A 15,464-nucleotide genomic window follows, 5' to 3' on the forward strand; every position below is an offset into this window, starting at 1 on the left:
ACTTCGTTGATATCGATAGCACCATTGCCGTTAGCATCGCCTTCTGGGCGTAGCTGCCAAGCTTCGAAACGACGAGTGATTGATCCCCAACCACAATCATTGATCTGAATATTAGGCGTACGCTCTACGATGGTATCCACCACACAATTGTCTGTTCCTGTTGCTCCTCCGAAGATCGAGCTCATCATGATCGAGGTAGCGGCGAAGTCTTCGTCGTAAGCCGTCTCAATGTCACCAGGGAAAGTCAGTGGCAGATCATTACAAGTCAACTCCATATTATCAGGAGCATAACAGAACGGGGTCAGCTTATCTTCCGGTGTAATCGTCAACCAGCAAGTATTCTGGTTGCCGACGGCATCAGTGACGCGCAGTTCGATGGTGATTTCGTTGTTGATATCACAACAATAGAAATCTACAAAATCGCCCCAGGGACTCCAGCTATTCTCGCTCGGATCGCAAGTGTCGTTGTGCCAGTAGTTCCGGCGTACTTCCAGATCCACGGTACTACAGTTGTCACGAGAACCTTCGTCTACATCGGTGGCTAAGATACGGGATTGCCCGAACAGGCCGTTGGCTACGTCACCACCGCCGATAGAAACATTCAATTCATCGTTACAGCTGGCTGTTGGTGCTATTTGATCCTCTACCGTCACTGTGAAGCTGCACTGTGAACGAATACCACAGGCATCTTGTGCAAGGTAGGTGACCGTATGATCACCACGTTCCAAGCCGGTAACGATGTACAGATTATTGGACTGAGATGTTAAGGTATCGTTATCCACTTGCACGATATAAGTAACGTCCGAACAGGCATCCAAAATATCCAATACTGGCACCTGATAAGTAGCCGTACAGTCGAACGGAGAGACGCTGATCGTTTCATCTTCCGGACAGCTTAAATCGGGCCCGTCCGAATCCTCAACCCGTATGATCTGAGTGAATTCCCGGACATCCGACAATGGGTTCGGGAGACACTGATTCACGATACGCCAGGTTCTGAACAACAGAAAACTATTATCACAAATGTAAAAAGTCTCGTCGTTAAAGTTGATGGCGGCCGAACAATAGATCGCTTCGTAGAGGTCCGTTCCGTTGATGGTCGGGTACCCCAAGTTATCGGGTGAGGTCAGCGTGGGATCCGCCAGTACTGCTGAACAATCAAGCACCGGATTAGTGATGCCGTCGTAATTCTCGGGAAACATAATCTGGTCCAGATCAAAAGTCGCCACTTCGATAGTTTGCGTACACTGGGCAGAATTACCCACGGCGTCGGCTACCGTCCAAGTACGCATGATCACAAAACGCGGTTCGCCACAGGCCCCGTTATCCGTCAACTCATCCTGGTGCGTGACGACTGCGCCACCGGGTACGCAAGAGGTTACTTCGGGCACGCCTAAGAGATCGGGGCCAGTCAAATCAGTACAGTTTACAACCGTATCGGCCGGACAAATGAATTCAGGAATCAACTTGTATTCCACGTTCACAAAACCCCAGCAGCACTCTCCTGTGTCGGGGTCGCAGATTTCTGCTACAATTGTTTCGCCCACGTAGTCTACCGTGATCAAGGGCGAGGTAGAGATCGGCTCAGCCCCCGTGTCCGGCATGTCTGGATAGAGTGTCACGATATAGTTATCGTAACAGCGGTACAGGTCGCCACTCAATAGCATATCTGCGGTGATCGTTGCCTGACAATCAGCACCCAACGACACGTTTTGTTCGTTGATACAAGCCAGCGCCTGATCCGTCTCAAATTCCAGTACCGTCAGATTATACGTACAGGTCGTTTCGTTGCCAGAAGCGTCAGTGATAATCAGCGTGATGGTCGTATCACCAATCGGGACGGATGTTCCTGGAGGGAAAGAACTGAGCACGTAATCCGGGCAGTTATCAAATTCAAAAATTGGAGTGGTTGGATACTGGTTAGTTTCACACTCGCCTGGCCCCAGTTGAATCACCAGATCGTCTGGACAAGTAATTTCAGGAAACTGAACATCTAATACGGTTACGGTAAAGCCACAAGTCGAGGTATTGCCCGCAGCATCGGTCAGGGTATACAGTACGGTCGTTTCTCCCACCTGGAAGAAATAGGTAAATTCAGTATTCTCCGGAAAAATCGACAAGGTTTGATCTAATTCTACGGCGCCACCCTCAAAGGTGATCGTCAATTGTACACTACCACCAGGGCAGTTATCGAACAGGATGGCTTGCAGGTAGGTGTATTCCGCACCACACAGGTTGAGATCGTTTTCAAGGGTCACGTCCATTTGGTCGTATGCTTCCCGAGCACTGATGAGTAGACTCCAAGTGGCAAGCGTAGCCGGATCAGTGGTGACCGTTCCGTTGTGGCCGATTTGGAGGGTCCAATCGCCCTGGGCTTGTTCGCCATTAAAAGCTTCGATATTGCCAGTAGGTACTAAAGTTAGGCCACCGTTCAAGCTAGCGCAATTATCCAGAAAAGGTTCAGCCAGTTCGGAGTCGCCGTCCAACGTGAAATCGAAAGCGCTGGTCCCCGTACATTCTGCTATCAGCAGTTCAATCAAGGTACCTTCCGGGCTAATGAGCGAGAAGGTCAGATCAGCGAAATCCCCCGCGTCCCCCGCAAGGGAAAGATTTAAGTCGGCAATGGTAAAGAATTCGTCGACCGTCACGACGGATTCTACACATTCGCCGTAAGCGATCGTTTCCGGATTACCGGGATACTCCGTATAGTCGCCGTAAAGGCCACAAATAGCCATTTCTGCGTCGGTCACCGTTACGGTGAAGCTGCATTCCAGGCGGGTAATGGGTTGGGCCTGAATAGCCGTTTGAGCACCGTTAGGCGTAGGTTGTGGCAAGCTCGGGTTTAGCATTCCAATGGTTGTTGGCAAACAGGCCTCACCTGGCTCAAAGTCAGCAGCGGTATTGGTGTCCCAAACCGTGGTTCTGATGATGCCGCCACCAAATAGCGGACTGATCGTACCTGACCAGTAATCTTCGATCTCGCGTCCAGCCAGATTGTACTGTAAAGGAGCCAAGCCGCTGATGTCAAAATCGTTGAGTACCGCAATATCCAGAATAGAGCGCGATAAGCTGACAATGTAGGCCGCAGGGGCGTCAGCATCCAGGTTAGCCGCGCCGGGAATGTTGTAGAAGTTATCCGCCGGGCTGTCCGTACCGTCACCGAAGTGGATAGTCAACACACCGCCGGGGGCCAGGATAACACCTGTAGGCACGGCAAATATTTCGCTACCAGCGGCCGACAGTCGTTCAATCATCAGACAACTTACATCCAAACTGGCGGAGTTGAAGTTGGTAATTTCCAGGTAGTCACCGTCCACCGCATTGCCTATGCTAAAGGGAGGTACGGGTACGGTTCCGTCTACGGGATCGCTCAGGTCGTGCGTTATTTCCGTGATGAGCAATAGCGGCATATCCTGAAGTGAGTAAGTCACGGTGCTCGTACCCAACTCGAAAAAATTATCACTGGCATCGTCTAGTCCATTCGCAATTTCTTCGCCAGCTTCGTTTTCGATACGGTAAGCGACCGTCAGGTTATCAGGACAATTATCTTCGATATTTGCAGGAGCGATATCGTCCACTACAGCACCACAGTCGCCAAAATCGTTTGCGGTCGTTACGTCATCGGGACATACGAAGCTCGGAGGCGTATGGTAGTCGTTGACAATAATTTTCACATCACAAAGCGTCCTGTTTCCCGTCGCGTCGATCGCCTCAAAGGTATTGATGGTAATGCCTACGGGATAGATGTCACCGGAAGTCAGGCCAGTATCGTCGATTTGTGTTACCACGGGGATGTCACAATTGTCTTCGGCCAATGGCAGGGAGTAATTGGCGTACGCACTACACCAAGTCGGTGGTGCGTCTACGATCACTGCGGGCTCCGGACAATTGATAAAGCGGGGCGCATCATCGTCCGTTACGGTCACCTCGAAGCTACATTGACTAAAGTTACCAACGGCGTCTTCGGCGTAGTAAGTCACGGTAGAAACATTCTCCGTAGGACTTAAATGTTCGAAATCGTAAGTAGCAAAAAACTGGTCCGGCAGCGGGTTGGTAATGTCTGGGTTAAGCAGTGCGGTAATGTCGAAAGGCCCGGCTACCGAACCGTCAGGGTTGGTAATGGTATAAGTGTAAATAATTACATCACAGTTGTCGGTGGGTAGCGGGTGCTCCCAGGTATGTTGTGCTTCACACACGAATTCTTCGGTCGTCAGTGCTACTGGTCCGAGGTCTTCACACAGAATCTCAGGCGTGCCGTTCTCGTCGTCATTATCACAAGAGCCAGAGCGGAAGAGTTCACACCCCCGGGCGTCCAGGATGGTGAACGACCAAGTGGGTTGAGTGTAATTGACGAGCAGATTCCCCAGATCTTGGGTAAAATCAGTGATGTCAAAAGTTATGGTTCCATTAGAAGAGAAGATCGATCCCTGATAAGTAAATTCGCCATCGGTATCGTCAGCGATTCCATCACGATCCAGGTCCAATTGTACGCCGCCGTACTGAATGGTGTAAGGCTCCAGACCGCCAGTCACTTCTCCTAAGTTTACCACACGATCGTTTTGTACGATACACTCGCAAACCGGGGCTTCCATCGCTAAGGGTTGACGCAGTTCGAAGGTCGAATGGACGATTTCCAAACAACCGTTCAGCCCCACGTTGCTGTTTTGTACAACTGCTCCAGGTAGGGCCAGTACGTAAGATACCGTGATGTAACCGGTACCATCACCAGGAGTAAACACACCATCAGAGGAGATGGTACCGGGGTCAGTAGAAGTCGTGCCCGCAGCCGGGGAAAAGACACTAAGGCCAAAGCCGCCGACAGCATCGCCCAGATAGGTATTGTTTACCACTTCGGCGTGAGTCAGGGTAGTGCCATCAGGTAGGGTGATGACGAGGTAGTTGGAGAAATCCAGCTGATCGGGATTGTTGGCCTCCAAGCAGAGTTCAGGTAAATCCAAGTCGAATTCAATACCATCAAAGAAATCTTGCACGTGAATTTGCGACAAGCAGGTAGAGGTATTACCAGCATCATCGGTTACTTGTAGTGTCACCAGGCTGTAGCCCGTTTCGGTACAATCGAAATTCGCGGAAATATCAAAGGTTTCTCCGGGTTTAGCAATCAGTATTTCAAGATCCGTATCGCAGTTATCCGTGCTGCCCCCATCAACGAAGGGAGAGCCATCGCCTTGGTCAGCGGCGAAGACTGTCACATTGCCCGTATTATCCAACTGCACGTCTACGTCAATACAGAAAGCATCGGGACGTTGGCCGTCCACCACCGTTACCGTAAAGGTACAGGTTTGGGTTTCCATCACGTCATCTATAGTATCATCAGCGTCGCCGTCGCCGTTGAGGTCAATCATCAATGTATAAGTCACGGTGCTTTCGCCTAGGGGGAAGGTAATCCCATCAGCGCTGTTGACCGTTCCAAGATTTCCATCGTTGAAATCAGTGCTTGAGGAAGCGGTGGTGCCATCGGCAAAAACGATGGAATAATTAATGATGCTATTACAATCGCTTCCACTCAGTATGCCGATTCCTGTTACCTGGGCGGTACAAACATCGAAATCGGTTTTTACCGTCACATCATCCGGGCAAACCAATGCCAAGATCGTATTGCCACCACTGACCGTTACCGGAAAAGTGCAGCTTCCTTCCACACCCGCGCAAGAGTAGGCGGTGTAGGTAACCTCGTAATCACCTCCCGGAAGCTGTGAGCCAGGAATTGGGCCTGCCGTCTGGTAGAGGCCTGATTGCGTGATCTCTACCGCTGCGTCCGGAGTGCCGATAAAATTACTGGCATCCGTGTCAGCAGTACGGCCGCGATACGGTAGAATGCCATTGTCACAAGGATCGTAGGCAACGGGAATAGACCAGTTGGCAATGTTGTCACAGTTGCTGCTGGCCGAAAACGTATACCCGTTTGAGTTGCAGTTGGCAAACTCAGGTGGGCTGTTATTAAAAACCGGAATCTGAACGGTTTCTTCATCGGATAAATCCAACGGAAAATCACACCCCTGAATACGCAAAGCATCAGATATTGCACCACCTATAATGGGAACGGAACCAATAGGCAAGCGATCGATTAGCGTCGCTCCCTCGGTAGTTGGTACCCCGCAGGCGGATTGAGTCGAAAAGGGGAAATTCACCACATTACGAATACTAATGACTCCCGCACCTTGCACATTATTGGGTACACAGGCGTTGCCGTTTCCGGGAAACAGGTACTCTTCCACCACTTGGTCAAAAGCACCATCGCCATCGGTGTCAGCTACGATCAAACCACTGCCACCGTCGGCATTTACCTCGTTCGCGATAGCATCCGCTACAAACTCGCCAATGGTTTTATCGCAAGCGTCCTCTACCACATCAGGAAAGGGCAAGGGGTCTATCTCAACGAATTCCAAAGGTGGAGGTAGCGAGAAAGTGAAATTGATAATGGTACACGCCGCATCTGCCGCTTCGCTCAGATCTCTGATCATTGGGCCTCCGCTGGCTATTCCTCCGATCTCTCCGGGCAAACTGCCCTGATAGTCAAAACAGATTTCTTCCGTATCACAGAAGGCGATTTCTGGTTCTACGTTGGTGATTTCCGCCTGGATCACCGAAAAATCTAAGCTTTCTTCGCCCATTGGTATGGGGTCAATTTGAATTAATCCACACGTAAAATCAAAGAAGGATTGGGTTTCAATCGGGCAAAGGTCCATCGCTTCGGGGTCGGGTACGCACTCGCTCAGGAATGGGCCATCGGCACCACAGCCCGCACCATTATTGAATACCCTGACGGTTTCACACGCTATTCTGCTGCAATCTTCCGAATCGGTAATGCTTCCGCAGTCTTCTGGCGTAGTCGTTTCTGTCAGGCAAATTTCGTACGCGATAATGCCTTCCTCTTCGGGTGCCGCTAAGGTGTTTTCTCCAAAGTCGACCTCTTCGTCATTGATCGTAAGTACGGGATTAGGGCCATTGCTGTTATTCGTAACATTGACAGTGATATCCTCGGTACTACAAATAAAAGCAGGTAAATCGACACTCAAGGCTGGATCCGGACGAACATTAATCAGCAGTTCTGCTTCCGAACTTACAACTGCCGAGCAGTTATCGGGATTGGGGGGTGTATAACTAATGGTGAAACAGCCTCCCTCCATAGGTGCAGTAAAACGGTCTCCATTAATGCTCCCCCCCGTCCCACTTTCTATTGCGAAAGTGCCACCGGGATCATTGTCATCCGAAAACATAAGATTAAGACTAATAACCTGGCCCGGCGCAGCGCAATTGAGCGTGTAATCCTCTAAAGTAGCAGTGGGTGTGGCAAAAACCTCTACGGTCCTTGTCGTTCTGAATTGACAGCCATAAATAGTGTAGGTGTATCTGGCAGTATAGGTTCCGGGAGCGATTTCGGAAACATCGAGTATACCCGTCTCACGGTCAAAGTCATCAGTAAAAGGAATGATATCAAAATAAGCGTTATCTCCAGGTACGTCTCCGTTGGCGGGAATACCGTCAAAGTCAATATCATCACCATCCTGACAAGTACTGGTTGCTGAGGTGACAGAAATGTCTATATCGAAATCCAGCAGCACAAAAAGTACCTGGGCATTAAACTCATCGCTTGTTCCCGTAGCGGGGTCGGTCGTCCAGCCATCCCCAAAGTTATCGTAACTGATGCTGATATCTCCGTTATCGTTCAAATCACTTTCCACTGCATCTGCTGATACAAAATAGGGAATACAGGCTGGGTCGTCCTCGGATGGAGTATATCCAAATGCACCAGTAGAAAATGATTCACCAGCGATAGTTACGGTCCAGGTTTCGTTTGTATTCCCGACGTCTCCCCAGTAGCAAATATCAACCCTTACCAATCCGGACGTAACGGTAACGAGCGGGCCCACTACATCCCCGAAAAGCTCATATTCTGCATCATAGGGAGGTGTACTATCATCAAAGTCTTCGGCGATTACTCGCCCGGGAAGGCCTAGTAGGCTGCACTGTGCCTGTAGAAAGACAGGATTATAAACTAGAAATAGCAGCAACGCTGTGCGGCTCGCTAAACTGATAAATTTTGTAAAAAGCACTGTTTGGGGTACCGCATAGGAGTACCATTTGGAGTTCGTTCCATTCATGAGATTAGATAATTTTGTCGTCTTTAAAGAGAGATGCTATGTTTAGCACCTTTAAGCAAAAGAGGGGAAAGACTTCCCTTTGACTAAGGTGTCAACTGTCACAATCAAAGGTAAAATCACCCGTTGGATGGGAGTGGTAATCTCGTTGCAAGATGATGGTAATCTCGTTCCAAATCAACCGAAGGCCTAATGTTTTCGGTACTTTGATGGGGTAATCCGGTAAGCTGTGGTGAAAACTTTTGTAAAATAGGAAGCATCGTTAAAACCACACTGCTGGGCTATCCTGGCAATGGGAAAATCGGTAGTATCAAGCATTGCTTTTGCTTCTTCTAAGCGGTAGGTGCGCAGGAGATCGCCGGGGTTTTTCCCAAGCAGCGCTTTCGATTTACGATGCAACTGGGTACGGCTGAGAAATAAAGCACGGCTCATCTCTTCCACTCCGAATAAAGCGTCGTTGAAGTGCTTTTCCAATACTTGATCTATATTCTGTCTGAATTCATCATGTTGAGGATAAGTAGAAGGAACCACCCTTTTTTCCGGGTGTGCCCGATCATCAGTATACCTGAGGCGTGTTTGCTCCTGGGTATAGAGTAAGTTAGCTACGGTTAGTACCAGTTCCTTTTCCTGAAAGGGTTTGGCCAGATAGACATCCGCACGGGCCTGTAAGCCGGCCAACCGACTGTCCTGATCCGCCAGGGCCGTTAGCATTACAATCGGAATATGATTGGTGACGGGATGAGCCTTCAAGGCCGCACAAAGTTCAAAACCATTCTTTCCCGGCATCCGCACATCCGACACAATGATATCGGGTACTAACGCAATAGCCTGTTGCTCTCCTTCTTCTCCGTTACGCGCCCATACAACGCGGTATTTTTCCGAAGGGAAGCAGCTCTTTACATAATTTGCCATTGCCGGAGTATCCTCTACCAATAACACTAGTTCACGGCTTTCCTTGGACTCCGACCTCTCCTCACCAACTATTTGGGTATTTAAAATAACCGTTTCTTCTGCAACCTCTTCCTTCATCAAGGCTTTATCGATGGCACGAGCCGGAAAAATCACTTCGAAAACTGATCCTTGGTCGTTGTAAATATTCATCCGTCCGTCCATCGCTTCAACGATGGCCTTGACGTAAGCTAAACCAATGCCCGCGTTTGGCAACTCTTTATCGTGCTGCTGACTGCTACGGTAGAAAAGCTTGGAAATATGTTCGATTTCTTCTTCGCGAATACCCGGCCCTTGATCCTTTACGGTCAATGACCACGTTGTTTCTCCTGCAGCCACTGAGACCTTAACCTTCCCATCTAAAGGGCTAAATTTCAAAGCATTACTGACCAGGTTGTTGACAATGACTTTTAGTTTCTCAAAGTCACTCCACTGATAAATGAAATTTTCCTTGGCATGAAATTCCAGCTTAGCATTTAAACTATCAGCCAATGGTTGCAATTGAGTAACAATCAACTTTATCTGCTTTATCAAATCGGTTGGTGCATAATCAGGTTGCCATTCATTGGCCTGTAACTCATTCAGCTCAATCATCTGATTCACGAGGTTAGTCATGGAGGTGCCATGCTCTTCAATAACTTTCAACTGGTCCACTATGACTTCATTTTCGGGAGCTTGCCGTAAGCGTTGGGTGAGGCCAAAAATGATGGTCAGTGGCGTTTTAAATTCGTGTGCGATATAAGCGAATAAACGTTGGCGGAATTTGTCGTTTTCTTCTAATTGTAACGTCTTTACGCGAATTAACTGTCCTTTAAAATAAAAATACAACAACAAGCCTATTAGTGTCAAGACAAGTATCCCCCCGGCTAATTGGACGGAAGTACGTTCGTACCACCGCCATTTTGCGTAAATGGGTAAATTAAAAAGCATTTCGCCACTCGTACGGTCGGCAACCTGCAACTGGTAGTGTCCCGGAGGAATAAAGTTAAAGGTGAGCTCTCCGCTCTCTGGCAGTAACTCCCAACGTTCCGAGGGATGTAAACGAAAATGCAATAGCACATTGGCTTTCTCTTCCGGGTTAAAACTACTAAGCTGTACTTGCAGCCTGCGGGCATTAGCTGGAAGCGTTAATGCCTCGGATTGACTATGGAAGTTATAAATGAAAGTATCCTGCTCAGCGTTCTCGTTTCTAAAATGAACATATGACAACAATATTTTAGGAGGAGTTACTGCTTCCGTTGTCACACTATTCACCTTGGTCACGCGATAGAATCCATTGACCCCACCGAAAAGCCAGCTGGTATCGCTCAAGCCAAGGTAGCTGTTACGATTGAATTCATATTCTGCAAGGCCGTTTTGTAAGCCCTTGTTACTCGCTAAACCCCGACGTTTATCAAAACGATACAAACCACGGTAGGTACTCAGCATTAAATAATCTTCTCCTTCGGGCACAATACCACATACCATATCGGATAGTATACCTTGCTTAAATCCGAAGGTTTTGAGTTCTCCGGTGAGCGTATCGTACCGATACAGACCGTCACCGTTAGTACCGACCCACCAGCTTGCAGCATTTTCCTGATAAACATCAAAATAGTGATCTACCTGACTTCCTGGCACTAAAATTTCTTCAACCTTGTTTTGCTCATAATCAAAGCGATACAAGCCGGTAGCCGTTACCAACAGAAAATGACCATCTTCTGGTAAAGGAATTATTTTTTCTATACCATACCATAGATTGTGACCTTCTGAAGTTTTTTTCAACACTTTTGTCCTTACCTCTGGCTTAAGACTAATCGTAAAAAGCTCTGATTCCATCCCCGCTAGCAGTAAAGAGTCATTGATGAATGCCATCGTTTTCACCCTGGAAGAAAGGGGGTGAAAGGCCTTGATTTTCATTGCTTTCTCGTCAAATTTCAGTAAATAACCAGCCGGTCGCTCATTTTCGGTATTCCTCATGAAGGCCGTTAGCCATACGTTGCCGGATGTATCTTTTAGCAGCGTTCGGCTAGCAATTACCGTTTTTAAATCGTCCGGCCAGCCCACTGGGGTCACTACGGAAGTAACTGTGTCCAATACTGGATCATAGAGGTGAATTCCGTGGTTATCCGTGCCGGCCAATACTTTTCCGTTAGTCAGCTCAATCATTCCCCGCAGACTCACCCCCGCTTGTTTTTTTGTGCTTTGCCTCAAAACCGGGGATATCGTATAGGTTGGCCGATGGCGATAAATCAACCCTTTTTCTCCTGTATAAAAGAAGTATTCCTTAAAATTTTTACTCCAGAGCTCAGACTGATGCCAAAGGCGATTAGAATATGAACCTATTTCATTCACAGTGCTGAGGTCAGGTTCATACAAGAGAAAACGTTTTCTACCTTCTACTACTTCCAAAATGATATTCCCTTTTTCGTCTTTCCGCCCATTTCTATATCTCAGGTTTTGATCGAAATGGGGGTGAGGTACAATTTCTTCTTGTGCATTGAAGGTAAATAGTCCATCTATCCTGGCAAAAGAAAACAACCAGTTCTCTTTTTTACCTTTCACCATAAAGCAGGGCCATGCTTCTTTACCCTTAAGCCGATCAGGCAAAGTAATCGGCGTATATTCATTCTCTTTTTGATTATAGAAGAAGTGTCCCTTATTTCCGTCAAAAAAAAAATACCTGAACGCGGAAAAAGGAACCAGTTGCAACTTGGCGTTGCCAGGGCTATGAATATTGATTGCATTCTCTCGCTTTTCTACTTGCTCCAGAACAGGAGTAATGGTACGACCATCATAGCGTAGTACAACAATACCCGTGGTAGCCTCCAGACAAATATAGAGGTCGCCATCTTCATACATATTGATAGAAACAATAACGGGCGGTGCAGTAGTAAACGTCCTCAGAGAAAGTATGCGAAAGTGAAAAGTTTCGGGGTTGAAAATTTCAATTTCGTCTCTTGTTTTTATATAAGCAATTTCCTCCGTTTTTAACTTATGAAGTCTTCCTACGTTATCAAGATCATAGCGAACATTTGCGCTACTTCCATTGTGAATTGTTATAAATTGCTGCCCATCAAAACGCGTTAATCCTCTAAAACCACCCATCCAAAGATAGCCTGATTTATCTTCGACTATCCCTCCCCAGGAATAATTAATCAGGCGGTCTTCCTGATTAAAGATGTTTACTTCATAAGCCTGGGCGATCAGTTTTCCGCAAATACCAACAACCAATATAATTATCAATGAGCGCATTAAAACATCCTCTTTGAAAACATTGCGAATAGATTTCCAGGCAGTTTAAAACAACATTTTCTCAAAGATAGTTATTTGGCACTATTCCTGTTTTTCATCCTGTTTATTTACTCTTCCTTATTTACAACGCTTTACTCGCCAAAAAAGCGGCACTCCCCTCAAAGGAAGTTCAAAAAACACTTCCTGAAGGCAAATTCTCGGAAAAGCCCTAAATTTAGCAATCACAACTTTCAAGCCCACCTGCAAATTACAGTCAATTAACCGACCTGTTTACGGAATGGCGGGCCTTTGAGCCCCCTACCCTACTTAACGGCGCACCAGACGAGAGGATGGATGAAGACCGAGAAGGAACTTCTCATCTTTGAGCAACACCTTTATCTGCGCCACCCCGGCTACGGTACCAGTTACATCATTGGCAAATGACAGGCGTTGATGTATTGAAGTAGCGTCATGCTGAGGCACAAAGGGCTAGTACAGCTTTCGCAGACTTTGGCATAAAGACCCACTTACTTTCCTTATCAAATTTTAAATCACCCCTAATTTCAAAATCCTAAAAATCCATCTTCAAACGCAGATTTATTCTCCGAGAAGTGAGGTAATTCGGGATGGCATACTGCTGGTTGAAAATGGTCTTTACCCAGGTATTACCCGCTTGATTTTGAACTTGCAGAAGATTGAATACTTCCAAACTCAACCAGGTTGTTTGCGTAAAGCGAAGGAAGTGATTAGGTCGTTTAGCACGTCTTTTCTCGTCAAACAACAAGAAGCTGAAGCCTATATCCACCCGGTGATAAGGATTGAAACGGTAAGTGTTTCGGAATTCCTGGTTGTTGCCCAAAAGCCCGTAAGGCAAGCCGCTCCCCACGGTGAGATTGAGGTGCATTTTGATGTTCTCGTTGGTTTTTAGGTAATCCTGAAAAAACATACTCATCTGCATCAGCCGATCGGTAGGCCGAGGAACATCCTTGACCTCTACAGCTTCATCAACGTTGATTTCTCGACGGAGGTGCGTAACGCCGTCTAGCCGCTCGCGCGTTCTTAAGAAGGAAAGGTTGATCCAACTTTCAGCACCAGGTACAAACTCACCATTGAGTCGCATATCCAGCCCCATGGCGTAACCCTTTGCATTATTGAGGCCACTGTAGCGGATACGTACATTTTCAATTTCATAGCTCACCAGGTCCCACAATTCCTTGTAATAGGCCTCGGTGATAAAGCGGAATTTTTTAGGGTTACGTTTACCCAGGTAAAAATCAAGCGTAAATCCGCCTACGACATGGAAAGACTTCTGAGCAAGCAAATCAGTGTTGACCTGCCCGTCGAAGGCGCGCATTTCGCGATAGAAAGGAGCTTGGTAATACAGACCAGTTGCCAGGCGGTAACTAATATCTCGCTTACCCGCCAAAGGCTTGTAAAGCAGCTGCACACGTGGTGAGATCAAAAGTTCCTGGTTCAAGTCCCAATAATTGGCGCGTACACCTCCAGAAAGGCGGAGCTCACCTTTGTCGTCCTTACGCCAAGTGTAAGTATCTTGAATAAAGCCAGAAAAACGTAATGACCGCAATTGGTTTGTGGTTTTCAAGGTCGAGAACAACATTACGGCAGAGGTATCGTAAGGCAAGCTATACCCTGCCGAATCCAAACGCTCCCACTCATTAATCATGTCATCAATCCGCTCGTGTTGTGCCTTGAGGCTAAACTGAAAGAAATGGGAAGCATCTACTTCTTCGTTTCCTTTTTGAAGTTCTAATCCGCCTTTGACTTCTGCGTTATAAAGCTGTATATCCAGAAAGTTACGTACATATTGCTGCTGAGTTCCTGCACCAAGTTCAGCCAAGACCTCGCCAAAATTATCACTCCCCAGATTACTATCAATTTGACGAAGGCTATAACGTCCGATAACATCAATACGCTCATTCTCATCACTGCGGAAAGCCGATGCCAGGAACTTAACGAAAAAAGGATTTACACTACGATCTGGCAAATAAGTAAGGCTTAAGCCTCCCATTTGAGTGGTAAATTCGTTCACTTCCTGCCCTTCAAAAACGCTAAAGAGCTGCAAGGCAAGGTTGATTAAACCAAAACCGGTGCTTCTCTGTGTAGGCTGAAAGCGATAAATACTTTGGTTGAAATTACCCAACAGGCCCAGCTGCCAATCTCTGCTAAGGTCGTAGGTTACATAAGCCTGCACATCGGTAAAACTAGGCGTATATTCTCCGGAGACATCCAATGAACCCAGCAAGTAACGAGTGTCTTTATACCGAGTCCCAACCAGGAACCGCAACCGCCGGTAAGAATCCTTTTTAGGCGCAATACTCCCTTCCAAGTGAGCAGATCCGCCGAGGAAACTTAGGCCTACAGAACCTCGAAGCTCGTCGGGGCGCTTGTACTTGATGTCCAAAACACTAGACAATTTATCCCCATAGCGGGCCTCAAATCCACCTGAAGAAAAGGAAAGGTCACGAATGAGGTCAATATTGGCGAAGGTGAGTCCTTCTTGCTGCCCTGCCCGAACTAACTGAGGACGGTAAATTTCAAAATCATTAACATAAACAAGGTTTTCGTCGTAATTCCCCCCGCGTACATTGTACTGGCTACTGAGTTCGCCTCCGGAACCGCTGCTTACACCAAGTGCAATATGAGGCAAAACGCTCTCCAGGTTACCGGTGGTCGTAGGCAACAACTTGAGCTGTTCCACATCCTCCCTCACCATGCCACCTTCTTCAATCTTACTCTCTCGTACGATCACTTCAATTTCGCTCTCGGAAGGCGCTAGATTTACATCCACCTGCTGATTTGAACGCGCAGGCAACGGCCCTAGTTCTGTAGTCCCTTCCTGATAGCCAATACGAGAAAATACCAAAATGAATTTTTCATTTGCAGGCACTACTATACTGTACCTGCCATTGGCGGCTGTTTCCGCAGCCGTATTACTACCTTTAACGTAGACAGTTACCAAGTCAATGGCCTGCTCAGATATTACATCCGACACTACGCCCGTAACCGTAGCTCGCTCGGTTTGTGCAGAAAGTCCGATACTAAATAAAAGGAGGAGAGCGGAAATAAAAAATGATCGCATGCGCTTGACAGTAATGGTTAATGATTCTCTGACACTTTTATGGTCACACCAAAGAACAAGGGTTCCCCAGCGAGAAGCTCAAA

The 15,464-nt window shown here is 47.3% G+C and carries 3 protein-coding genes; all 3 read right to left on the bottom strand.

Going from position 1 to position 15,464, the window contains the following annotated elements; genetic code table 11:
• The coding region (locus ACRBG0_RS16505; RefSeq protein ID WP_431487968.1) for an HYR domain-containing protein at nucleotides 1-8,123 on the bottom strand (8,123 nt) is incomplete at its 3' end.
• A gap of 186 nt (nucleotides 8,124-8,309) precedes the next feature.
• A complete protein-coding gene (locus tag ACRBG0_RS16510; RefSeq protein ID WP_431487969.1) occupies nucleotides 8,310-12,302 on the bottom strand; it encodes a response regulator in 3,993 nt (1,330 codons plus the stop codon).
• Nucleotides 12,303-12,852: 550 nt separating this feature from the next.
• The gene (locus ACRBG0_RS16515) at nucleotides 12,853-15,381 is read right to left on the bottom strand and encodes a TonB-dependent receptor (protein ID WP_431487970.1); all 2,529 of its coding nucleotides are present in this window, start codon (nucleotides 15,379-15,381) and stop codon (nucleotides 12,853-12,855) included.
• Nucleotides 15,382-15,464: the final 83 nt, after the last annotated feature.

Source organism: Lewinella sp. (assembly GCF_050633125.1).
GTDB lineage: Bacteria > Bacteroidota > Bacteroidia > Chitinophagales > Saprospiraceae > Lewinella.